The 22551-nt window shown below is 67.3% G+C and carries 24 protein-coding genes; 11 read left to right on the top strand and 13 right to left on the bottom strand.

From position 1 onward, the window contains the following. Window positions 1–11 precede the first annotated feature (11 nt). From ACZL02_RS13775 to ACZL02_RS13765, 3 genes are read right to left on the bottom strand one after another with little or no spacing between them, the layout of a single operon-like run. Window positions 12–1454, bottom strand: a complete 1443-nt coding sequence (locus ACZL02_RS13775) for an ArnT family glycosyltransferase (protein ID WP_472936920.1) — start codon at window positions 1452–1454, stop codon at window positions 12–14. Then, window positions 1451–1732 (bottom strand): lipid-A-disaccharide synthase N-terminal domain-containing protein, encoded by a 282-nt coding sequence (locus ACZL02_RS13770; RefSeq protein WP_472936921.1) that lies wholly within the window; start codon window positions 1730–1732, stop codon window positions 1451–1453. The genes ACZL02_RS13775 and ACZL02_RS13770 overlap by 4 nt, the downstream gene beginning before the upstream one ends. Then, window positions 1729–2463: a glycosyltransferase family 2 protein gene (locus tag ACZL02_RS13765; RefSeq protein ID WP_472936922.1), complete on the bottom strand. Its 735-nt coding sequence runs from the start codon at window positions 2461–2463 to the stop codon at window positions 1729–1731. The genes ACZL02_RS13770 and ACZL02_RS13765 overlap by 4 nt, the downstream gene beginning before the upstream one ends. A gap of 341 nt (window positions 2464–2804) precedes the next feature. On the opposite strand from ACZL02_RS13765, the gene ACZL02_RS13760 reads away from it, so the two are divergent. Further along, window positions 2805–3470, top strand: a complete 666-nt coding sequence (locus tag ACZL02_RS13760) for a response regulator (RefSeq protein ID WP_472936923.1) — start codon at window positions 2805–2807, stop codon at window positions 3468–3470. After that, window positions 3467–4867 (top strand): sensor histidine kinase, encoded by a 1401-nt coding sequence (locus ACZL02_RS13755; protein WP_472936924.1) that lies wholly within the window; start codon window positions 3467–3469, stop codon window positions 4865–4867. The genes ACZL02_RS13760 and ACZL02_RS13755 overlap by 4 nt, the downstream gene beginning before the upstream one ends. A gap of 243 nt (window positions 4868–5110) precedes the next feature. On the opposite strand, the gene ACZL02_RS13750 is transcribed toward ACZL02_RS13755, so the two are convergent. Beyond that, window positions 5111–5794, bottom strand: coding sequence for a CHASE3 domain-containing protein (locus ACZL02_RS13750; protein WP_472936925.1), 684 nt, complete (start codon window positions 5792–5794; stop codon window positions 5111–5113). Window positions 5795–5974: 180 nt separating this feature from the next. Between ACZL02_RS13750 and ACZL02_RS13745 the strand changes: the two genes are divergently transcribed. Together ACZL02_RS13745 and ACZL02_RS13740 are read left to right on the top strand one after the other, a co-directional pair. Next, window positions 5975–6562: a hypothetical protein gene (locus ACZL02_RS13745; protein ID WP_472936926.1), complete on the top strand. Its 588-nt coding sequence runs from the start codon at window positions 5975–5977 to the stop codon at window positions 6560–6562. Window positions 6563–6729: 167 nt separating this feature from the next. Then, window positions 6730–7188, top strand: coding sequence for a hypothetical protein (locus tag ACZL02_RS13740; RefSeq protein ID WP_472936927.1), 459 nt, complete (start codon window positions 6730–6732; stop codon window positions 7186–7188). 127 nt (window positions 7189–7315) lie between these two features. On the opposite strand, the gene ACZL02_RS13735 is transcribed toward ACZL02_RS13740, so the two are convergent. Then, window positions 7316–7978, bottom strand: a complete 663-nt coding sequence (locus ACZL02_RS13735; RefSeq protein WP_472936928.1) for a helix-turn-helix domain-containing protein — start codon at window positions 7976–7978, stop codon at window positions 7316–7318. A 189-nt stretch (window positions 7979–8167) separates the two neighbouring features. On the opposite strand from ACZL02_RS13735, the gene ACZL02_RS13730 reads away from it, so the two are divergent. Both ACZL02_RS13730 and ACZL02_RS13725 read left to right on the top strand, forming a co-directional pair. Continuing rightward, on the top strand, window positions 8168–8455 hold the full coding sequence (locus ACZL02_RS13730) for a hypothetical protein (protein ID WP_472932839.1): 288 nt from the start codon (window positions 8168–8170) through the stop codon (window positions 8453–8455). A gap of 235 nt (window positions 8456–8690) precedes the next feature. Further along, window positions 8691–8993 carry a hypothetical protein gene (locus ACZL02_RS13725; RefSeq protein ID WP_472936929.1) on the top strand — a complete coding sequence of 101 codons (303 nt, stop codon included), beginning with the start codon at window positions 8691–8693 and terminating at the stop codon, window positions 8991–8993. Window positions 8994–9093: 100 nt separating this feature from the next. Here the strand turns inward: ACZL02_RS13725 and ACZL02_RS13720 are convergent, their stop codons facing one another. After that, window positions 9094–9294: a hypothetical protein gene (locus ACZL02_RS13720; protein WP_472936930.1), complete on the bottom strand. Its 201-nt coding sequence runs from the start codon at window positions 9292–9294 to the stop codon at window positions 9094–9096. A 194-nt stretch (window positions 9295–9488) separates the two neighbouring features. Between ACZL02_RS13720 and ACZL02_RS13715 the strand changes: the two genes are divergently transcribed. Then, complete coding sequence (locus tag ACZL02_RS13715) at window positions 9489–9752, top strand: DUF2934 domain-containing protein (protein ID WP_472936931.1); 264 nt, start codon at window positions 9489–9491, stop codon at window positions 9750–9752. 278 nt (window positions 9753–10030) lie between these two features. Here ACZL02_RS13715 and ACZL02_RS13710 read toward each other — a convergent pair whose 3' ends face one another. The 4 genes from ACZL02_RS13710 to alr all read right to left on the bottom strand — a co-directional run bounded on the left by ACZL02_RS13710 (window position 10031) and on the right by alr (window position 15883). Continuing rightward, window positions 10031–11260: an MFS transporter gene (locus ACZL02_RS13710; protein ID WP_472936932.1), complete on the bottom strand. Its 1230-nt coding sequence runs from the start codon at window positions 11258–11260 to the stop codon at window positions 10031–10033. A gap of 224 nt (window positions 11261–11484) precedes the next feature. Continuing rightward, window positions 11485–13128 carry a flagellin N-terminal helical domain-containing protein gene (locus ACZL02_RS13705; protein WP_472936933.1) on the bottom strand — a complete coding sequence of 548 codons (1644 nt, stop codon included), beginning with the start codon at window positions 13126–13128 and terminating at the stop codon, window positions 11485–11487. Window positions 13129–13459: 331 nt separating this feature from the next. Continuing rightward, window positions 13460–14713, bottom strand: a complete 1254-nt coding sequence (locus tag ACZL02_RS13700; RefSeq protein WP_472936934.1) for a D-amino acid dehydrogenase — start codon at window positions 14711–14713, stop codon at window positions 13460–13462. Window positions 14714–14734: 21 nt separating this feature from the next. Continuing rightward, complete coding sequence (alr, locus tag ACZL02_RS13695) at window positions 14735–15883, bottom strand: alanine racemase (RefSeq protein ID WP_472936935.1); 1149 nt, start codon at window positions 15881–15883, stop codon at window positions 14735–14737. 132 nt (window positions 15884–16015) lie between these two features. Between alr and ACZL02_RS13690 the strand changes: the two genes are divergently transcribed. Continuing rightward, the gene (locus ACZL02_RS13690) at window positions 16016–16474 is read left to right on the top strand and encodes an Lrp/AsnC family transcriptional regulator (RefSeq protein WP_472936936.1); all 459 of its coding nucleotides are present in this window, start codon (window positions 16016–16018) and stop codon (window positions 16472–16474) included. Window positions 16475–16537: 63 nt separating this feature from the next. Here the strand turns inward: ACZL02_RS13690 and ACZL02_RS13685 are convergent, their stop codons facing one another. Next, complete coding sequence (locus ACZL02_RS13685) at window positions 16538–16960, bottom strand: hypothetical protein (RefSeq protein ID WP_472936937.1); 423 nt, start codon at window positions 16958–16960, stop codon at window positions 16538–16540. Window positions 16961–17170: 210 nt separating this feature from the next. On the opposite strand from ACZL02_RS13685, the gene ACZL02_RS13680 reads away from it, so the two are divergent. Then, window positions 17171–17611 carry an RcnB family protein gene (locus ACZL02_RS13680; protein ID WP_472936938.1) on the top strand — a complete coding sequence of 147 codons (441 nt, stop codon included), beginning with the start codon at window positions 17171–17173 and terminating at the stop codon, window positions 17609–17611. A gap of 204 nt (window positions 17612–17815) precedes the next feature. Beyond that, entirely contained in the window at window positions 17816–18721 is a 906-nt protein-coding gene (locus ACZL02_RS13675) for a DMT family transporter (RefSeq protein ID WP_472936939.1), read from the top strand. 94 nt (window positions 18722–18815) lie between these two features. Here the strand turns inward: ACZL02_RS13675 and ACZL02_RS13670 are convergent, their stop codons facing one another. After that, the gene (locus ACZL02_RS13670; protein WP_472936940.1) at window positions 18816–21095 is read right to left on the bottom strand and encodes an ice-binding family protein; all 2280 of its coding nucleotides are present in this window, start codon (window positions 21093–21095) and stop codon (window positions 18816–18818) included. A gap of 162 nt (window positions 21096–21257) precedes the next feature. Here ACZL02_RS13670 and ACZL02_RS13665 point away from each other — a divergent pair, with 162 nt between their 5' ends. Beyond that, window positions 21258–21938, top strand: coding sequence for a cyclic nucleotide-binding domain-containing protein (locus ACZL02_RS13665; protein WP_496258433.1), 681 nt, complete (start codon window positions 21258–21260; stop codon window positions 21936–21938). Between the two features lie 22 nt (window positions 21939–21960). On the opposite strand, the gene ACZL02_RS13660 is transcribed toward ACZL02_RS13665, so the two are convergent. Next, entirely contained in the window at window positions 21961–22455 is a 495-nt protein-coding gene (locus ACZL02_RS13660; RefSeq protein ID WP_472938098.1) for a L,D-transpeptidase, read from the bottom strand. Window positions 22456–22551: the final 96 nt, after the last annotated feature.

Below are 22551 nucleotides of genomic sequence, written 5' to 3'. Positions count from 1 at the left end.
CGCGGGCGCGATCAATGCTCGGTCGTGTTGGGCCGGGCGGAGGAGGGCGCTCCGCCCGCGACGATCGTCAGGCGTCCTTCGCGGTAGGGGATCGCGAGGACTTCGCCGTCTACCGGTCGGCTCAGTTGCCGGTCATAGTTGATGAGGAAGCCGCCGGGATGGGCGGCGAGCCAGCCGGGCGTCTCGGCGCGGTCGACCACCTCGATCGGTCGGTGCAGGCGCGCGAGGTAGCCGAATTCGCCGGAATAGCTGCCGCTGTAGCCGAAGTTCGCCTCCGGCCGGTCGGCGATGAAGGCGGCGACGGGCGAAACGTCGAATTTCGGGAAGAACAGACTGGCGGCGATCCCTTGCGCGACGAGGAGCACGGCGGCGGTGATCACGGTACTGCCGCGGATGTCCCTCAGCGGGGCGTCGGCCATGGCGTAGGCGAGGGCGATCGCTACCAGCGGCAGCAGCGGCACGAGATAGTGCGGCTGCTTGCCCGAGATCAGGCTGAAAGTGGCGAGAACGCCGAGCGACCAGACGAGCAGCAGCCGCAGCACCCGGATGTCGCGCCCGCCGCTGTCGAGGCGCTCTCGAAAAGTGCGCCGTGCCGCGGCAAAACTCCGCCAGAAACCCGGCAGCAGCATCCACGGAATGCCGAGCAGCGGCAGCAGCAGGAGGTAGAAGTAGAACGGGCGCGGGTGCGACTGCTCCATGTTGCCGGAGATACGGCCGGCGGACTGCTCCCAGATCAGCGCGTAGGCAAACGACCCGTCGGTTGCCACCAGCGCCGGGACAAGCCAGACCGCGACGGGGATCAGCGCTGCGAGGACGGCAATTGCCGCCCCGCGCAGGAACGCGCCCGTCGTCAGGGTTTCCCGGTCCGATCGCCAGAAGGCGTAGAAGCCGACCGGCCAGGCCAGATGGATCAGCACCACCGGTCCCTTCGCCAGCACCCCGAGCCCGATGAACAGGCCCGCCAGGACGGCATAGCGCAGGCCTTGCCCCCGCGCGAAGTCGAGAAAGGCGAGGAAGGCGGCGAGGATGCAACAGGTGAGGAGGAGATCGAAGAGGATCAGGCCGGAATAGATGAGGAAGGCCGCGCTGCCGAGCATCAGCCAGGGCAGGCGCGCGGCGATGTCGGCGCGGCCGGGAAACAGCGCGCGGCCGAGCCGCCAGGTGAGGTGCATCGCCAGCGACGCGATGGTGAACATCACCGCCGCCACCGCCGGTCGCCCGATGCCGGACAGCGCCCAGGCGGCGTTGATCAGCCAGAACAGCAGCGGCGGCTTGTGGTGGTAGGGCGCGAAGTTGAGGCTGGGGACGAACCAGTCCCTCGACAGGAACATCTCCCACGAGACCGTGAGATAGCGCGTCTCGTCCGGCGGCAGGAGCGGCCGGAACGCGAGCGAGGCGAGGCAGAACAGGAAGAGGACGGCGTAGGGCAGAAAGCGGTCGGTCTTCGTCGTCACGCGGCGTCGCCCGCCATCGCCCTCGGCTTGCGGCCGAAGGAAAGGTTGCGGCCGTATATCAGCAGGCCGAGCGCCTGTCCGAGGGTGAACACGAAGTCGCGCTGGTGGATGGCGTAGACCAGCAGCGTCGTGCCGCCGAGCAGGCTGAAATACCAGAACGCCCGCGGCACGACGCTGACGCGCTGCCGTTCGGAGGCGATCCACTGCACCAGGAAGCGCATGAAGAAGAGGCTCTGGCCGAGAAGGCCGATGCCGAGCCAGAGATGAGCTTCGGTCATAGCGGGCTGCCCTTGCCGATTTCGGTCGCGGAATAGTCGAGGGGGAGGCCGCGCTGGATCAGCCAGGCGCTGCCGAGGAGGTCCACCGCCCCGACGAAGGCGCGGTTGCGGAAACCGTATTTCGAGACGCCGCGGGCGCGCGGGCGGTGCGACACGTCGACATGGCGCAGCTCGACACCGTTGCGCATCAGCAGGGCCGGCAAAAAACGGTGCATGTGGTCGAAATAGGGAAGCGCCAGATAGTCGGCGCGCCGGATCAGCTTCAGGCTGCACCCGGTGTCACGGGTTTTGTCGTGGAGGATCGCGCGGCGGAGCCGGTTGGCGAGCTTGGACGAGATGCGCTTGCTCCAGACGTCGCGCCGTCCGACCCGCTGGCCGAGGACGGCCGCTGCGGCCGGCAGGTTTCCCTGGAACGCGCGCAGCAGCCGGGCGATGTCCTGCGGATCGTTCTGGCCGTCGGCGTCCATGAACACCAGGAGCTCGGTGGTCGCCGCCCGCGCGCCGCTGAGGAAGGCGGCCGACTGGCCCATCCGCCGTCCGTGCCGGATGATCCTGAGCTTCGGACAGCGTGCCTGCTGCTGCCGCAGGATATCCACGGTGGCATCGGTGCTGCCGTCGTCGACGTAGATGATCTCGGTGATCGGAACGCTCTCGGCCGCCGACAGGATTTCCGTCACCAGGCTCTCGATGTTCTCGGCCTCGTCGAACGCGGGAACGATGATGGAGAGCATGCGCGTCCTCGCCGATAACGGGCCTGTCCGGTGTCGTCACGCAAGGGATCGGCGCCTTCGCCGAGGCTCTACTGCGTTGGGCTCCGCAGGACGTTGCTGGAACTATACGAATGCGTAATTCCGGTGCCATGCGGCGGATCGCCTCTCGGCGCCTGTCAGGCGCACGGACCATGTCCGGTGAAGGGGGCGAAGACGGTTGCTCCAGAACGCAAGCAACCGAGTCGGTCCCGTCTCGTTCAGTTTCGGTTCAACCGCCGGGCCTAGTAAGCGCCGTCAGTTCTACTGCACTGCAGCTGGTTTCGACAGCTGCCGAAAATTTCCAGCTCCAAGGCGCATCGCTCATGAAGGTCCTCCTCGTCGAAGACGACGCCTCGCTGGCGGAAAAGCTCGCCGAGATGCTTCGGCGCGAGGATTTTGCCGTCGACATCGCCGGGAATGGCGAGGACGGGCAGCATCTCGGCGAGACCGGAGCTTATGACGTCGCGGTGCTCGATCTGGGCCTGCCGCTGGTGCCGGGGATCGAGGTGCTGAAGGAATGGCGCAAGCGGGGACGCCGTCATCCGGTGCTGATCCTCACCGCCCGCGACGGCTGGTCGGAAAAGGTCGAGGGGTTCAAGGCGGGCGCCGACGACTATCTGATGAAGCCGTTCCGCAACGAGGAACTGGTGATGCGCCTGCGCGCGCTGGTGCGGCGGGCAAACGGTCATGCCGAGACCCGGATAGAATGCGGCCCGCTCGGTTTCGATGCCCAGCTCGGCAGCTTCGACCTCGACGGTCTGCCGTTGCGGCTGACGGGCCTCGAATGGCGCGTCCTGTCGTGCCTCGCATTGCGCAAGGGCCATGTCGTCTCCCGGCCGGACCTCATGGAGCGCGTCTATGACGGCGATGCCGACGTCGATTCCAATTCGGTCGAGGTCATCGTCGCCCGGCTGCGGCGCAAGATCGGCGCCGACCTCATCGAGACCGTCCGCGGCCATGGCTACCGCCTGGCCGAGCCCGCGGCATGAAGCTGCGGCTGCCGTCCTCGCTGTCCGGGCGCCTGCTGGCGGTAGCGGGGGTCTCGACGCTCGGTGCCATCGCTCTCGTCTGCCTGGTGATGGGCATCCTCTTGTCGCGCTTCGTCGTCGGCCAGATCGACCAGCGGCTGGATGCGCAGGCCTTCGCCATCGCCGCCGCATTGCGGGCGAGCGACGGCACGCCGGCGGAGGCCGGCGCGATCCTGCCGCGCTTCGACGCGCCGCCCTTCGACCGGCCACGGTCGGGATGGACCTGGCGCGTCGAGGGACCGCGCGGGCCGATCGCAGACTCCAGCCGGGCCGACCGCGAGGCCGTTCCGGATTTCCGCCCACTCGACGGACCCGCGCCGCCGCCGCCGCCGCCGCGGGATGATGGCGACGATGACGCAAACGCGCGGCGGCACGGACCGGGCGAGGCCGGCCGAACTCCTTCGCTCCATGTCAGGAGCTTTTCCGTCACCATCGCCGGCGAGGAACTGACCATCGTGGTGACGGCGCCGATGCGGGCGATCTACGATCCGCTGCGCGACGCGCTGCTGCCGCTGCTGGCCTCCATGCTCTTCCTCGGTCTCGTGCTCCTGCTGGCGACCGTCGTGCAGGTCCGCACCGGTCTCGCGCCGCTCGAGCGTCTGCGCCGGTCGCTGGAAGACGTACGCTCCGGCCGTCGGGCGCATGTCCCGTCGGCGCAGCCGCGCGAGGTGGCACCGCTGGCGGCTGAGCTGAACCGGCTGATCGACGATGGCGCCGAGAGCCTCACCCGGGCGCGCCGGCACGTCGCCAACCTTGCGCATGGGCTGAAGACGCCTCTGGCCGAACTCGCGATGACGCTTCGCACGCCCGGGCGCGATCCGGACGGCGAGGCCGGCGCGCTCGTCGAGGCAATGGACCAGCGGATCCGTCATCATCTCGCCCGAGCCCGTGTCGCCGCCATCGGCGGTGCCGCGCGCGCCGCGACGCCAGTCGGCGCGCATGTCGGGGATCTCGTCGACGTCCTCCAGCGCATCCACGCGGAACGCCGGCTGGCGATAGAGTCGGCGGTTCCGCCCTCCGCCGTCGCCGCCGTCGAGCCGCAGGATCTCGACGAGATGCTGGGCAACCTTCTCGACAATGCCTGCAAATGGGCGAGCGCAACGGTTTCGGTCGGTTGCGCGGCCGCGGGACCACTCATCGTCATCCTCGTCGAGGACGACGGCCCGGGCCTCGAGCCCGACGAGATGCCCGAGGCGCTGCGCCCGGGCCGGCGGCTCGACGAGCTGACGCCCGGCCACGGCTTCGGCCTGCCGATTACCCGCGAGCTGGCGGAGCTCTACGGCGGTACGCTGACGGTCGGCCGCTCGAAGCTCGGCGGTTTCTCGGCCAGTCTTGCGCTGCCGGGCACCTTGGGGTGAAAGCCTCCCGCCATCCGGCGCGTCAGCAGGTTTCCGCTGTAAAGGCCACGGCCGCTCGCCGGGGCGGCGAGGGCGTCGCGCGGAACAGCCCGACCACGCCAACCTCAGCGTTCGGCCTGCTGACACGCCGACCAGCCTGAACCTTGCCACCGGGGCGGTCAGCGCACTCACGTCTTCGGCGTTAGCCGTCGCTCCACAGCAATCTAGCGGGTGCGGCCGGGTAGGGCGACCGCCTTTTGCCGACTATACCTCGTCGAGCGGCTCGGTGCGGACGTCGAGACCCTTGCGGGTGAGATACATCTCGACGGCGGCGCGGGTCAGGAACGAGCCGATCGCGATCAGGATCGCCACGAGCCGAACGCGGTTCTCGTCCGTCTCGACATTGGCGTCCCGAACCTTCAGCAACGCCTTCTCGCTCTCGGTCAGCATGCCGATCTCGTGACGGATCTGATCCATCGTCGCGCGCTCCATCATCTGGATCTCGCGTGCCCTGGCGCTGTCGAAACCCTCACTGTCGTGCAGCGCGATCGAGTCCTGCAATTCTCCGAGCTTCGTGTCGATCAGCACCCCCAGACGGTCGAGCCGGGCACCTTGGTCGGTATTGTCGGATACCTGGCTCGCGAGCGTCGTCCGCATGCCGGTTAGCCGCTCCAGCGCCTTGTCGTAGGGATCGAGGTAGCGCCGGTCGCCGCTGAGGAGATAGCCGCGCTGTCCGGTCTCGGCATCGTCGAGCCCGATCAAGACGTCCTTGGTGGTCTCGATCACCTCGTGGGTGTGGACGACGAGGTCCCGCTGTTCGTTCAGCAGGCGGTGCGTCCAGCCCGTCGCGACGATGCCGGTGACCAGGACGACGCTGATCGGGATCAGGCGAAGGAGCGTCGGAACCGACAGATAACGCTGTCTGACGCGCCCCCATAGTTCCTTCATGCCGGTCACGCCCTTCGAAATCTACCGCTCGCCAGTCTACGCCGGCGCCGTATCGCCCGCATAGGCCCCGCCGGCAAGATGCGGTGCCCGAGCGGCTGAACCGAAACTGAACGGGCCGGTTCAGGCTGCCGTGGGCAGGGGGTCGCTAGAAAGGGTCATCGCAATCACAGAGGTGACGACATGACCGACCAAGACCAGCCCTCCACCCCGCAGACCACCGCCGGCATCCACAACGGCGCGCCGACCGCCAGCACAACGGCGACCGCAAACCGCTCCCGTCTCTCCGGCTCCGGCTCCCGCTCGCGCAATGCGCTTCTCGGCGTGAGTGCCCTCGTTCTCCTCGCCGTCGGCGCGGCTGGCGGCGCCGTGGCCTGGAGCGCGGTGCGCGGCCAGGAGGCATCCTTCGACACCGCTCTCGCCCCGACCGCCATCGCCGCGCTCACCGATACTTCCGCCGTCGGCGTCGAGGGCAAGGTCGCCGAGATCTACGGCAACAAGTTCGTGATCACCGACGGCGCCGCCCGCGCACTCGTCGAGACCGGTCCGGCCGGCGAGGGCGAGAAACTCGTCGAGGTCGGCGAGAACATCACGGTGCAGGGCCGCTTCGACGACGGGTCGCTGCATGCCTATGCCATCCGCCATGCCGACCAGCGCATCGACGAACTAACTCCGCCGCCGCCGCCGCGTGGCCTGGGCCATGGCCCCGGTCACAAGCATGGCCCGCGTGATCCTGCGCCCCTCGAGGGCGGCCCCATCGAGGACAACTGAGCCAGCGGCCGGTTTTCCTCCCCAGAGGTTCGACGGAACGGCGGCCGTGAGGCCGTCGCCCGGACGGACGAAGACGAGAATTTTTTCCGCAAACCTTCCGGAACTGTGACGGCCGATCGGCTCTTCTCCAATCCGGAACTCCATCCCATAAAGGTTTCAAACTTATGATGAAACATGCTCTGCTTGCCACCGCCTTCGCGGTCGGCCTGACCTCGCTCGCCGCCGCCCAGCCGGCACCGCCTCCGGCCCCCGGTGGCGCCAATGCGCCGATGGACCAGGCTGCCCCGCCGCCGCCTCCCGGTGGCGAGATGGCACCGATGCCGGGCGACATGCCCCCGCCGCCTCCCGGCAAGGGCCCGCGTCCCGACGGTCGCCGTGGACCGCCTGCACCGCCGCAGATGATGAAGGGTATCGACATCCGCATGGGCCGCGATACCGGCATCCGGATCGAGTGCGGCGACGAGGCACTGCGTGCTTGCCTCGAGGCGGCCAAGCCCATCCTCGACAAGCTGCCGAACCTGACGATGCCCCCCGCACCGCCAGCGCCGATGGCTCCGGCAGGCGGAATGACGCCGCCTGCGCCGAATGCACCGGGCACCGAGGACGGCACCACGCTGACCCCTTGACCCTCGTCTGGTCCAAGACCCCAGCCTGACCTGATGGACCCCGGCGGCAGCGATGCTGCCGGGTTTTTTTACGTGTTCGGCAGTGCCACGTTCGGTCGTCTCGCTTTCTGTGCGTCGTCGCTCGGGGCTAGGTCTGCTGGCGGCTGTAGACGATGATCGACAGGTAGGTCGACGGCAGTTCGATCAGCTTTTCCGGCCCATGCAGCGACGCCGAATCGAACAGCATGGCGTCGCCCGGTGAAAGTTCATAAGTCCGCTCGCCGTGCCGGTAGTCGACCCGACCGGTGAGCATGAAGATGAACTCGGTGCCCGCATGCTGGAAGTTGGTGTAGGGCATCGCATCTTCGTGCAGCTCGATCAGATAGGGCTCGACCACCACGTCGGTGCGCAGCCCGTGTCCCAGCAGGCGATAGACATGCCCCGCTTTGGTGCCGCGGCGGTCGATGACGACGCCTTGGTCCGCCTTGACGTAGGAGCAGTCGCGCTGCTCCTCGAACTCGGTGAACAGCGTCGACATCTGCACCGCGAGCGCCGAGGCGATCGACTGCAGCGTCGACAGCGAGGGCGAAATCTGGCCGTTCTCGATCTTCGACAGCATGCCGCTGGAGATGCCGGCGGTCGCCGACAGGTCGGCGATCGACAGGTCCTTCTGCCGGCGCAGCCGCCGGACATGGGCGCCGAGCGCCCGTTCGAGGTTGCGGTGCTCGGTGCGGGGCGCGTTGGATCCGGTGGCAAGGTCCGCCTCGCCTGCTTCTCCGGTCTGGCCGGACGCTGTGGTGTCGTCGATCATTGCGTCTCGCTCGTTGGTTCACGTCCGGTTTTCCGCGCAAGGATGGAGACCGGCGCCGCCGGACGCAACCACGGCGGAGGAGGCAGCGCTGCGTCCCCGCTTGCTTCCCGCGGCGTGCCGGCCCATTTCAGGCCCTTCGACGGCCGTCCTGCGGTCGAGCCCGACCCGTCTATTTCCGGAAAGATCGCCATGTCCGCCAGCGAGACCGCCCTCAAGTTCATGGCCGGCGCCATCATGAAGCTGCAGAGCCAGGCGCAGGCGCAGGATCTGCTTCTGAAGGCGCTGTACGCCGAGCGCGCGACCCAGCGGGAAATCTTTCCCGTCGAGGCGGAGGAGGAGGTCATCGCTCTCGCCACCTCGATCGAACGGGCGCCGCGCGCCGGCTATGAGGGAGAGGAGCGGCATCTTGCCGACGTCCAGGCGGCGCTGCGGCTGTTCGCCGACGGACTTCGCGTCCGGCTGGAGGAGCAGCGCTAGCCGCCACATCGCCCGACGGACGCGGACGGGACGCTCTATCGCTTTCGATGCTGCAGCTTCCTCGCTAATCGGGCTGAGGCCAGCGATCGCGACATTTCTCGGGGCGCCCCGCGGCCGGCTTGGCGCACAGCAAGTGGCGCTGACATCCGGTCTGGCGCAGTCCCGTCCGAGTGTTCGGGCGGAACCTTCGCAATCCGGGCGTGTTCTCTGGCATCATTGGGAGGATTGCATGCGTATGTCATTCAAGTCAGTCGCGATGGCCGTCGCCATCGTCACCGCCGGCTTCACGGCAGCCCCGGCCATGGCGCAGGGTTTTTCGCAGTCTGATGTCGTGATGGTCCGCGACGGCCACCGTGGCGATCGTGCCGAGCGTCGCTATCACCGCGCGGAGCGCCGGCACTACCGCGCCGAACGCCGCCATTATCGCGATCGCTATTACGACGGCCGCCGGCATAGCCGCTATTCGCGTCATGACCGCGAGCGTCGCTACGACCGCCGCCATCACCGCGGCAACGGCGTCGTCATCCGCCTGAACTAGGATTGCTCCGGTCTTCCGGCACGAGCTTTATTTGAACGACAAAAGCCCGCTGCGTGCGGGCTTTTGTTTGCGCCATCGGAAGACGCCGACGTCAGAAGGGTCAGAGGCTCGGGTAGAACTTCGACAGCGCCGCGCGCTTCCGTCCATCGGCCGCAGCCTGCACGGAGAGTGCGAAGCGACCCTCCGGATCATCTTTCCAGCGCGCGATCTGATTGGGTTCGACGGCCAGAACCATGTCGTTATAGGCGATCTCGCCCGTGTTCTCGGTAAAGCCGATATCGGTCCAGCGGATGGTGCGCATACGGGATCCTTCCTTCTGCTTGTTGATCCGGACGCCCATTAGGCGATCGCATCGGGCACTTTCAAGGCAAGGTGACCCCGCCTAACCAGTCGGCGGTCCGAATATTCTCCACTGAGCTCGCCGGCATGCGAGGATCGAAGGACGCGTTCATACGTTATCGGCCGACCTGAACTCTGCAAGCGTGGGAATTTGATATGTCACCTGTCGACAACGACGCCGCCGTTCGTGATCGCGCCTATATCCTGTGGGAGCTGGCTGGTCGCCCCATGGGCCGCGAACACGAGTTCTGGGCGCAGGCGTCGCGGGAAATCGAAGGGACCCCGCCAGCAGCGCCGGAGCCGGTCAGCGGCAAACGTGTGAGGGTCGGGCCTGAGGACGAAAGCCGCGAGAGCCAGTTGGGCGGCGTGAGCGCAGCCGAGCAGGACAAGGTGGACGGAGTCCGCGTCCAAAAGGGGTGAAGCCCGGACATTGTTTTGAGGAAAGGCGCAAGCTTTCGCCTGGCAACGTTTTTTCCAGTCCAGCCTTGCGCAAGCCAGATGCTCTATCCATATCCTGGTGGTGCAGGACATCCCGGTAACACCGGTTGAATGCGCCGAGATCTTCTAGCCTCAAGCCGACCACGGATGTACTGGCGAGTTTGAAGCTGAGGGTCGCACATTCTCGAAAGAGACGCGGAGCCGCCGGAGATATCTCCAGGCGGCTTTTTCGTGCGCCGACGTCTTTTCGTGCGCCGACGTCAGGGTGACAACTTCTCCAGTGGCATGACCTTGGCGAGATGAAGCGAGACGGCGAGGGCGCCCGCGGCCGACAACCCGGCGACCGCGACCACGCCGCCCCAGCCATAGGCATTCCAGGCAAAGCCGCCGAGCGTGCCGATCGTACTCGAGCCGAGGTAGTAGCCGAGGAGATAGAGCGCTGCTGCCTGGGCTCGCCCGGTCCGTGCCCGCCGGCCGACCCAGCTGCTCGCCACCGAATGCGCCCCGAAGAAGCCGAAGGTCGCGACGGCGAGCCCGATGATGATCCAGGGCAGCGGCTCGGCGCAGGTGATGGCGATGCCGAGGAGCAGCACCACCACCATCAGCCAGAGCACCTTGCGCCGCCCGAGCCGCCCGGCCAGCGCGCCGATCCAGGTCGAGCTCGCCGTGCCGATGAGGTAGATCACGAAGATCGCCGAGATCGCACTGTGGCTGAGGCCATAGGGCGGCGCGACCAGCCGGAAGCCGGCGTAGTTATAGAGCGTCACGAAGGCGCCCATGATCAGGAACGCCTCGGCGAACAGCCAAGGCAGCGCCGCATCCTTGAACTGCACTTTGATCAGCCGCGCGAAGGTTTTCGGGCCGAAGCGGTTCTTGACGGAATGGCGGGGGGCCGGCAGCAGCAGCCAGAAGGCGACGGTGCTGGCGATGACGAAGGCCGACAGCGCCGTCAGCGCCACCCGCCAGGAGGTGTAGTCCGCCAGAATGCCGACGAACAGCCGGCCCGCCATGCCGCCGATGGCGTTGCCGCCGATATAGAGCCCCATGCTGAAGCCAAGCGCCTCCGGCTCCATCTCCTCCGACAGATAGACCATCGCCACCGCCGGCACGCCGCCGAGCGCGAAGCCGGTGAACAGCCGGCCGGCGATCACCAGCGACCAGTCCGGCGCCATCGCCGTCAGGAGGCCGAGGAGAGCTGCGGCCACCAGCGAGGACGCCATCAGGATCTTGCGGCCGAAACGGTCGGCGACCCAGCTGGCGAGGAGCAAGGCCACCGCCAGTGCCGCCGTGGTCACCGAGAGCGACAGCGAACTCGCACCGGCGCTGAGCCCGAACTCCTGGCTGAACAGCGGCAGCAGAGGCTGGACGGAATAGAGCAGCGCGAAGACCGACATGGCGCCGAGGAAGAGCGCGATGTTGGCCTTCCAGAAAGCCGGCGTGCCACGGGCGATGCGGGGGAGGGCGATGCGGGGGAGGGTGCTGTCCGACATGGACCTTCCGGGATGAGCCTCCCGGGCGGCCGCATCGAGCACGGCGGCAGGCCTTCGAGCGGAAGCGACAGGGGAAGCATTGCGTCGTGGCGCTGCTGTGAGCGCTCCCGGCCGACTTGTCGAGACCCGGGCTGCCGCCAACCATTGTCCGGCCGACTAACGAAAACACCCCCCGGCCGCATGAGCGGTCGGGAGGTGCGGTCTTAGAGCCTTTCGCGCAGGGATTAGCTACGGAAGAGCGACAGGATGTTCTGGGTCGAGGAGTTGGCGATCGACAGCGCCTGGATGCCCAGCTGCTGCTTGGTCTGCAGGGCCTGCAGCTTGGTCGACTCTTCCGACAGGTCGGCGTCGATGAGGTTGCTGACGCCCTTGTCGATGGTGTCGATGAGGGTGTTGACGAAGGTGTTCTGCAGTTCGATTCTGGAAGAGACAGCGCCGAGGGAAGCAGCAGCAGCAGTGACGCCGTCGCTGGCCTTGCTGACGGCATTGAGGAAAGTGGCGAGCTGGATCGTGGACGCACTGGTGACGTCGATATCCAGAACGCTGGTGCCCTTCTTTGCTTCGACATCGGCCAGACGGATCGATCCGCCGGCACCCGCCACGCTGCTGGTGAGGGTAATCTGGCTGCCCGTGACGGTGGCCGTCACGTCGGTAACGCCCGCGTCCTGGAAGGCCTGGTTCAGTACCGTGGCGTACTGGCCGGCCGTCGCGATGTTGCCGTTCGTCGTTCCAAGAGCCGCCTTGACGGTATCCTTGGTCACCGTGATCGTCTTGGCGGTAGCGCCGTTCAGCTCAAGCTGGAAGGCGATCGAGTCATTGCTGTCGAGCGTGATCAAACCGCCGAAGCTTGCCGTCTGGGTGACGGCAACCGTGGAGGCGGTACCGTTGGTCGAGGTTTCGCCACCAAGCGTCAGGCCGGTGACCGTCGCGGCAGTTGCCGCTGGGGTCGTGTAGGTCACGGCTGTCAGATCGGCGACAGAGCCAGCACCGGCGGTGTTGCTGGTGACAAGCAGCGTGCCGCCGTTGTCCGACGCGGTTGCGCGGCCGCCGAACTGAATGTTCAGGTTGGTGACGAGGTGAGCGAGCGTGTCGAACTTGGCGGAGTCCGTCAGCGTGAAGGAAACCGACGCCTGATCGATCGTGAAAGCGACGGTGAGGGTCTCGGCCGTCGGATCAGCATTAAGGCCCGTACCGGCGGCGTAGGTGTAGGCTGCCGCCTGCTGCGACTTTCCGGCCGTCGAGGTGCCGACGGTTGCAGTACCGGCGGCGGCGAGGCCACCGAGCAGCGCGTTGCCGCTCTTGCCGGCATCGAGAATGGCCTCGCTGGAGGCGTTCGCATCGATCAGCGCGAAGCTGCTGCCATCAACGGCAATGGTGTTGATGGTGAAGTTGCCGGCGGAGTCCTTCTGGACGCCGGAGACGACATTCTTGACAGCCGTGTAGGAGGCGACCCCGGAGTTAACCGAGAGCATGTTTTCGCCCGAGAAGCTCGAAGCCTGGGCAATCGACTTCAGCTGATCCTGAAGCTGGGTGATTTCCGACTGAATGGCCTTGCGATCGACGCCGGCCTGGCTGGCAGCGGTGATCTTGGACTTGATTTCGTCGAGAACTTCCTTGGTCTTGTTCAGGCCCTGGTAGGCGGTGTCGATCGTGGCGGCGCCGAGGCTGAGGGCATCCTTGACGGTCGACAGCGACTTGTTGTCGGACTTCAGGGTGGTCGAGATCGACCAGTAGGCGGCGTTGTCCTTGGCTTCGCCGATCTTCAGGCCGGTCGAGACGCGGTTCTGCGAGGTCTCGAGGGCGCTGTTGGTCTGCTGCAGGGTACGAAGAGCGGTAGTAGCGGCAACGTTGAAATTGATCGAGGTCATAGGTTTAGTCCCGTAAAGAGATACGTGGGACATGACGGCGAACCGTCTGAAACATCGGCTTCATGCCTGCGCCGCCGGGGTCGCCGGTCGTTGCGCTGCTTCACGTAGGAAGCTAACGATCAAATTTGAATAATCTGCTAATGAAATTCGTCGCGGCGCAGTTAGCATCTTTCGACGTGCATTTCGGTGCTCTGCAGTGCGCGACAGGTTGCGCCGAACTGCGTGCTCGGGCGGGTCTTACCGCCACCGCCACCGCCACCGCCACCGCTACCGCTGCCATTGAGGGTGCTTTGCCCGCCACCAGGCGTCGCCAGACGGCGCGCCGTGCGCGTCAGCCGTAGCGCGACAGGTCGAGATCGTCGGTCTGGATGTCCGGCTTCTTCTGCGAGACGATGTCCGCCAGCACCCGCGCCGAGCCACAGGCCATGGTCCAGCCGAGCGTGCCGTGGCCGGTGTTGAGGAAGAGGTTCTCCACCGGCGAGCGGCCGATCACCGGGGTGCCGTCCGGCGTCATCGGCCGCATGCCCGTCCAGAAGGTCGCGGCCTCGACATTCCCCGCGGTCGGGAACAGATCGGTCAGCGACTGCACCAGCGTCGCCTTGCGCGCCGGCGAGAGGGCCGAGTTGAAACCCGAGAGCTCCGCCGTGCCGCCGACGCGGATCCGGTCGCCGAGCCGGGTGATCGCCACCTTGAAGGTCTCGTCCATGACGGTCGAGACCGGCGCCGTCGCGGCATCGGCGATCGGCACGGTGATCGAATAGCCCTTCACCGGGTAGACCGGCGGCGCGAAGCCGAGCGCCCGCGTCAGCAGCGGCGAATAGCTGCCGAGCGCCAGAACATAGGTGTCCGCCGTCATCAGGCCCTTGTCGGTCCGCACCCCCGTCACGCTGCCGCCGGACGCCTCGATCGCCTCGATCGAGGTGTTGAACCGGAAGATGACGCCGAGCCGCTCGCATTCGGCGGCGAGGCGCTGGGTGAAGATGTGGCAGTCGCCGGTCTCGTCGTTCGGCAGGCGCAGACCGCCGGCAACGAGGGGGCGCACGGCCGCGAGCCCAGGCTCTGCGGCGATGCAGCCATCGGCGTCGAGCACCTCGTAGGGCACGCCGTAGTCCCGGAGCACGGCGATGTCGCCGGCGGTGCCGTCCACCTGCTTCTGCGTGCGGAACAGCTGCAGCGTGCCGCGCGTCCGCTCGTCATAGGCGATGCCGGTCTCGGCCCGCACCGCGATCAGCCGGTCGCGGCTGTATTCGGCGACGCGCACCATGCGCCCCTTGTTCACCGCGTAGCGCTCGGCGGTGCAGTTGCGCAGCATCTGCGCCATCCAGAGCCACATCCTCGGGTCGGGATTGGCCCGCAGCACCAGCGGCGCGTGGCGCATGAACAGCCATTTCAGCGCCTTCATCGGCACGCCCGGCCCGGCCCAGGGCGAGGCGTAGCCGGGCGAGATCTCGCCGGCATTGGCAAAGCTCGTCTCCAGCGCCGGCGCCGGCTGGCGGTCGACGACGGTGACCTCGTGCCCGGCCTTGGCGAGTTCGTAGGCGGAGGTCACGCCGATGACACCGGCACCGAGGATCAGGACTTGCATGGCAGGCGCTCCGGGAGAGGATCAGACGGTGATGCGGTGGAAGCGGTGTCCGAGGCGGGTGAGGATCTCGTAGCCGATGGTGCCGGCGGCCTCGGCGACGTCGTCGGCGCTCTGATGTTCGCCGATCAGTTCGACGAAGTCACCCGGCACCGGCGGCGCGTCGCCGGCGGCGGCGAGGTCGACGACGAAACTGTCCATCGACACCCGCCCGACGATCGGCAGGCGCGCATCGCCCCAGAACGCCGCGCCGACATCGCCGAGGTGCCGTGGCCAGCCGTCGGCATAGCCGACCGCGATCGTCGCGAGGCGCATCGGTCGCGTCGCACGAAAGGCGTAGCCGTAGCCGACATGGCGGCCGGCCTCGATCTCCCGGACCTGCGCGACCCGGCCGGAGACCGCGACCGTCGGGCGAAGGCGCGGGGAGGCGGGGCCGGTGCTGATGCCGTAGAGCGCCGCGCCCGGCCGGCAGAGGTCGAGGTGAAACTCCTCGCCGAGGAAGATGCCGGCGGAGTTGGCGAGCGAGGCGGGGGCAGCCGGCAGCAGCGCGCGGGCGGCATCGAAAGCGGCCAGTTGCTCGCGGCTGGCGGCATGGTCCGGCTGATCGGCGCAGGCGAGGTGGCTCATCACCAGCTGGAGGTCGACCGCCTCGAGAAGGCCCGGCTCGGCGGCGAGCCGCGTGACCTCGTCGAAGGACAGGCCGAGGCGCGACATGCCGCTGTCCAGCTGCAGGGCCATCGCCAAGCGCTGGCCGGTGCGCCGGCTGAGCGCGGCCCAGGCGGCGACCTGGCCGAAATGGTTGGCGACGGGGATGATGCCGGCGGCCGCGCAAGCCTCCTCCGCCCCGGGCACCAGTCCGTTGAGGACGAAGATCCGCGCCGGCTGCGGCAGGATCTGCCGCACTGCCAGCGCCTCGTTCAGCTGCGCCACGAAGAAGTCGCGGCAACCGGCCTCGACGAGGGCGGGCACGACGACATTGACGCCGAGACCATAGGCATCGGCCTTCACCACGCCGGCACAGCGCCCCCTACCGACCTCGGCCTCGAGACGCCCAAAATTCTCCGCGACAGCACCGGCATCCACGCGCAGCACGCCGCCAGCGCTACGCCAGTCCCCACCGCTTGCGGCAAGGCACCCGGCCGTTGCGGGAAGAGCTTGGTCGTCGACGGCCATCGCGCACTCCTGGATGAATTCCAGCACCTACGCTATTGGCTCCATCCTGGCATTTCACGCCGAACTATCGCAGGTTCTGCCATTCTTGCCGCCTGGCCGGCGATAAACACCATCCGTTTGGAGAATTCTGCCATGGCCCTCGTCGACGAAGCGGACCGCCGGATCCTCGACCAGTTGAGCGTCGACGGGCGGATCACCAATGCGAGGCTCGCCGAGGCCGTCGGCCTGTCGCCCTCGACCTGCCTCCGCCGGCTGCGCGCGCTGGAAAACAGCGGCGTCATCCGCGGCTATACCGCCCTGATCGATCTGCCGGGGCCCGAGGAAGCCACCGTGATCATCATCCAGATCACGCTGGAGCGGCAGACCGAGGAGTTTCTGCGCAAGTTCGAGGTGGCCGTGCGCAAATGCGGCGAGATTCTCGAATGCTACCTGATGACCGGGTCCGCCGACTATCTGCTGAAGGTCGAGGCGCGAAGCCTCGGCGACTACGAGCGCATCCACACCGACGTGCTCTCGCGGCTGCCGGGCGTCTCGCGCATCCAGTCCAACTTCACCATCCGCAAGGTCGGCATCTCGCGCCGCCCCGGCTGACGACAGGCTCGCTGTTCTCTCAAGGTCCGGAGCCGGGGGCGCCCCGCGATCCGATCGCTGCGGTCAGCCATTGCTGTTGGCGAAAGGTGCGCCGCCGGCGAGGAGATGGCGCAACTGTTCGGCAGCGGTGCGCAGGGCCCGCGCCTGTTCGAGCGTCAGCCCGGCCGGATCGCGTTCGATCTGCGCGATGGCGACATCGACGGCTGCGATCATCATGTCGATGCTGTCGTTGAGCGGCTTGGCCCGGAGGATGCGGGCGAGTTCCTGCAGGCGCTGGCGCATCTTCTCGAGGTCCAGCCGCTCCGGATTGTCCCAGACCAGCTTGATCGCCGACATCGGCGGGCTGTCCGGGCTGAAGATCGCGACTACCTCGTCGTTCGACAGGCGTGGCTGCGACAGGGCTGGCGCAGGCGGGGGCGCCTCGTTAATCTCCCACGCACCCTTGCGGCCGACGCCGACCGCCGTCGAGCCTGGCTTGCTGGTCATGGTTTTCCTCGCATAAATGCCCTTCGCCCGTACAACCCTGGCGCGCCACCGTTGTCCGAAACTGTCCTGCCCGCCGCGAGAGGCTTGGTTCACGCGCTGCTGGCCTTCTGGCAATGCCTCCGGCAACCGCAGGGTGGCTCCCGCGCACTCGTCAGCAAAGCTTACGACATCGTAATGCGATCCTCACCCGGCGTTCATCTCCGAAGGTCCATGGTCCCCTCATCTAAACAGCGGCGCCGTGCTTCTCGGCGCTTCCAGAGGAACCACCCCCATGAAGAATCGCTCATCGTCGCCCTTGCTCTCTCCTTCTTTGCCGCGCCGGTGCTGACCGCGGTCGAGGCCTCCGCCCAGAGCCGCCAGCAGGTTCAGGAACTGCGCCAGGACAAGCGCGAGCTGCGCGAGGACCGGCGCGACGTCCGCGATAGCAAGCGCGAGGTTCGTCAGAGCCGGAAGGAAGTCCGCCAGTCGCGTCGCCCGGCCTGGATGAAGCAGGGCGGTCGATACCAGCGCGGCGGCACCCGCGTCAGCGACTACAAGCGCTACGGCCTGCGTGCGCCGGGCCGCAACCAGCGCTGGGTGAAGGTCGACAACACCTACATCCTCGTCGGCATCACCAGCGGCGTCATCGCCAGCATCATCGCCGGCCGGTAAAGTCGCCGCAACGCCCCACTGGCCGCCGTCATCAGAGGATGACGGCGGCCTTTTTATGCGCCCGCCTCAACCGCGGCGAGAAGACCCCTTCTCCTCCGGGTGTCGGAATGGCATTTCTCTGGACGCTGGCCGCGGGGCTGGCCGAATCGGACGCAAGGGGTCGGACATGCCGGGCTCCCCGCCGAAAGGTGCAGGGAGCCTTGCTTGACCACCGCCATACAAGACGACCCCGCCCGCCGTCTCGGCGGGATCGGCTACTGCGCCCTCGGCTACAGCCTGTTCTCGGTGCAGGACGTGCTGGTGAAGCTCCTCGTCACCACCTTCGCCGTGCCGCAGGTACTGTTCTTCCGCAGTCTCATCATCGTCGCCATGGCGCTCGCGATCGGCGGCCGGTCGGGCCTTCGGGCCGTCGCCCACAGCCCCAACAAGCGTGCCCTCGCGGTGCGGGCCGGGCTGATGCTGGTCGCCTGGCTGTGCTTCTATTCCGCCGCCCGCGACCTCGGCCTCGCCCAGCTCACCACGATCTACTTCGCCGCGCCGATCGTCGTCGTGGTACTGTCGGTGCTGATCCTCAAGGAGAAGGTGACGCCGGTCCGCTGGATCTGCGTCATCGCCGGTTTCTGCGGCGTGGTGCTTGCGGCCGATCCCGGCGGCGATCTCGTGCTCTACCCCGCGCTGTCGGCGCTGTTCGCCGCTTGCTGCTGGGCGCTGAGCGTCATCCTGGTGCGGATGATCAGCCGGACCGAGACGACCACCAACCAGATGGTCGTCAGCAACATCCTGTTCGTCCTCGCCACCCTCGCCATGCTGCCGTTCGTCTGGGTCACGCCGGGCGCGGCGGATCTTTGCATGCTGGCAGGGCTCGGGCTCGCCGGCGGGCTCGGACAGTATTTCCTGTACGAGGGCTTCCGGTTCGCGCCCGCCTCGGCGGTGGCCCCGGTCGAGTATACCGGCCTCGTCTGGGCCTTCCTCTACGGCTACCTGGTCTGGGCGGACGTGCCGACGCTGCAGGTGGTGGCCGGCGCCCTTGTCATCGTCGCGTCCAGCCTCGTGCTGATCTGGCGCGAGCACGCCGATAGCCGCCGGTCCCTCGCCATTGCCGGCGACTGATGCGGCTGATTGAAATGGCGACTGAAACGGCCAGAGCGCCGGATGGCCGCCGGCAGCCTTCGCCGCCGACGGTGTCATGCTGGCGGCCAGCGAGCTACCAGCTGTAGCTGAGCCGTCCGGTTCCGGAATAGCTCTGGCTGTCCCCCGACAGTTTGCTGTCGACGAAGCCTGCGACGGCAAAGCCGTTGGTGAAGCGAACCTCGGCGCCGGCCGAGGCCAGCAGCGCATCGCCACCGTCGTCGGCGCCCTCGACGCGGAACTTCGAGCCCGGCAGCGCCCGGAAGCTGACGTCGGTTTCGGCGTCCGCGCCCTCGTCGTGCGCCCAGGCCAGCCGGCCCCGAAGCGCCAGCAAGGCATTCTCGTCGAGGACAATGCTCCGGCCGAAGCGCGCGCCGAGTTCGGTGCGGGTGGACGTCGACTGGTCGGAGGCCGTGTCGAGAGCGAACAGCGCGCCGCTCGCCGAGGTCGTCTCGCCGTAGGAAGGCGTGAAGAAGGTCTGGACCTGCAGCGAGGCGTAAGGCGTCACCCAGCCCGAACCGGGCAGGGCGATAAGGTCCGGCACGTCGAACCGGTAGCCCGCTTCGATCTGCGCGGCGACGTCGTAGGCGGAAAAGTCCGCGCTGTACCGGTCGATCGCGCCGATGATGACGCTCCGCTCGGTCGAGACGTCGTTGTAGCTGGCCGCCAGGGCCGCCGAGACGTAGGCGGCATCGAAGTTCCTGCGGCCGTAGAGCGCGGCACTCACCGTGTCGATGCTGCCGTAGCCGTTGCCGCCGGAAAGGTCGAACTGGCTGTTCGAGCCACCGATCGAGAAACCGACCAGCGTGTCGGGATCGACGAGGTAATCGATACCGCCGGCGAAGCCCGCGGTGTTGATGTCGCGGTCATGGCTGCCGATGCGGTTGTCGCCGTCGGTGGACGTCGTGCCGCCATAGCCGGAAATCCAGGCGCTCCAGAGCCGCGGATCCGGCCGGGCCAGCGGCAGCAGCGGCTCGCGCGACTGCAGTGTCGCCATCGCGCCGAGCGGGGCGGCGTCACCGGGGCCGTAGCCGAGCGCGCGGATCGTCGGCGACGGTCCGGTCGGCTGGCGGCTGTTGAAGCGCTCGTTGGCCGGGATGAGGCCGTCGTCCCCAGGCGGCGACCGATCATTGCCCGGACCGGGACCCTCGGAGCCACCTGGGCCACCAGGGCCGCCCGGGCCGTTCGGACCCTCGCCGTTTGGACCCCGGCCCGGGCGGTCGCCGAACGGGCTGCGGTCGCCGTTGATCCGGTCGAAGATCTGGGTCAGGAACGAGTTCATCGCCTCCCGTCCGGCGGGCGCCACGGAGGTGCCGATCTCGCCGGTCAGCTGGCCCAGCACGTCCAGCAGCTGGTTGGGGGTGAGGAGCGCGAACACCAGCGGCAGCCGGCTGCCGCGTCCGACGGCGTTGTCGATGCCGCGGGCGACGGCGATCTCGTTCCGCGTCGCGCGCCGGGTCACCGCCACAGGTGTGGTTACGACCGGCGACGGGACGACCACCGGCGTGCTGACCACTGGCGTGCCGTCGGGCGCGGTGACGATGGGGGTGCCTTCGGGAACGGTGACGGGGGTGCCGTCCGGCAAGGTGACGACCGGGGTGCCGTCGGGTGTGGTGGTGACGGGGGTTCCGGCGGGCACGGTCACGACAGGCGTCGTTGGCGTCGTCGGCGACACGATCGGCGCGATCGGCGCCGTCGTGGCGGTGCAGACCGAGATCGTGTTGGTGTCGAGCGTCACCGCGCCATTGCGGGCAAGCGCCGCGCCGCAGTTGATGCTGGCGCTGGTGTTCAGCGCGATGCTGGTCAGCGCCAGGATCTGGCCGGACAGGACGCTGCCGGTGCCGACGGTTGCCGAGCTGCCGACGACGAAGAAGACGTTGGCACCTTGCGCGCCGTTGATCAGCGCGACCCGCGAGGCGCTGCCGGTGGTCAGCGTGCTGCCGATGTTCACGACGAATACCGCATTCGGATTGTTCTGGGCGTCGAGGGTCAGCGTGCCCGTCAGCTGGGCAGAGGTGTCATAGGAATAGACGCCGGGCGCCAGCACCAGACCGGCGAGGTCGCGGCCGGTTAGGTTGCTGGTCGCCGGCCGGTTGGCGAGGTCGGTATACTGAGCGACGAGGTCGATCTGCGCCTGCACCGCGACGCCGTCATTGATGAAGATGCTGTAGGGCGGCGTCACGATGCCGGGCGAGAAGAAGCCGGTGACGGCGGTGCCGGGGCTGAGGCCGATATTGCCGGTGATGACGCTTGGCCCGGTGTTCGTCACCGTCGAGCCGGCGAGGATGGCAAAGCTCGTCAGGTCTTCGGCTTGAACTACACTCGAAAAACCTGCCGCAACGGCGAGCGGAACCAATCCGGCCAGGCCAAGTTTTTTCCAGAATTTCTACGCATGCCCTGCTCCGAAATGTAGTAATTCCTGTCTTTCTTAAATTTATAATGAGATTCTTCTGAGCAAAATTGCTCACTTGAAATAATTTTACGAGAATCTCGGTTAACAATTTCGGGAGGTCGTAACGTGCAACATATTTTGCCGGACGATTTTGATGTGAAGGATTTTCTGAGCCAAGCTGGTCTGGCCAAGAATCCAGTAAGATTTTCCAAGAACGAGAGAATTTTCGTGCAGGGCGAGATCGCTGACACGATCTTTTTTATCTCGCGAGGACAGGTGAAGCTCTCCGTCGTATCGCAGCAGGGCAAGGATGCCGTCGTTGCCATCTTGAACGGTGGCGAGTTCTGCGGCGAGGGATGCCTTGCAGGGCAGCCCAACCGGATGGCGACCGCCACCGGCATGACGGACTGCGATCTCATCCGGATCGACCGCGCGACGTTTGCCCGTCTGCTCCAGACCGAGCCCGTGTTTTCCGAATTCTTCGTCGCCTATCTCCTGCGCCGGACGATCCGGGTGGAGGAGAGCCTGATCGACCAGATGTTCAATTCCAGCGAGAAGCGGCTGGCTCGAACGCTGATGTTGCTGGCGAATTTCGGCATGGACGGACAGTCCTCGGCGGTGGTTGCCAAGGTCAGCCAGGAGACGCTGGCCGAGATGATCGGCACGACCCGCTCGCGTGTCAGCTTCTTCATGAACAAGTTCCGCCGGCTGGGCTTCATCAGCTATGGCGAGACGCTGGAGGTCCATCCCTCGCTGCTGACCGTGATCCTCTACGACCGCTCGTCCGAGGGCAGCCTGGAACTCTGATCCGGGCGGGCCGCCGGTCGCCTCAGCGCTGGACCACCACCGGCGTCCCGACGCGGACGCGGTCGTAGAGGTCGACGACGTCCTCGTTGGTCATGCGGATACAGCCGTAGGAAACAAATCCACCAACCGAGTTCGGCCTGTTCGTGCCGTGAATCGCGTATTCGCCACCAGCCAGCGTCAGGGCGGCGACGCCGAGCGGATTGTTCGGCGCGCCACCGGGGTTGATGTCGGGGAGGTTCGGGCTGTCGCGCTTCACGGCTGCCGGCGGCGTCCAGTTGGGACGGACATACTTGCCGGTGATCGACGACAGGCCTGTCCACTGCCGGTCCGCCCGTCCGACGCCGACCGGATAGGCCATCGCCTTGCCCGATCCCAGCAGCAGGTAGAGGCGGCGTTCGGCGGTGTGGATGACGATGGTGCCGCGGGCGATGCCGGTGTCCTCGAACGGGACGCGCTCGCCGGCATGGGCCGCCCCGGCACCCAGCGCCCACAGCAAGGCTGCCGACAGGCCGAGCATTGCGAGGGGGGAGCGAAGAGGCAAGCGGATGGGACTTCCGTGGGAATTCCAGCGGCCGCCGCGCGGTCGGGAGCCCTCCACATGGGCTGGACGCGG

The sequence above is a fragment of the Mesocryomonas fontinalis genome (assembly GCF_055730125.2).
The sequence above is the reverse complement of the archived record's forward strand: the minus strand, read 5'-3'. Positions and strand labels throughout refer to the sequence as shown.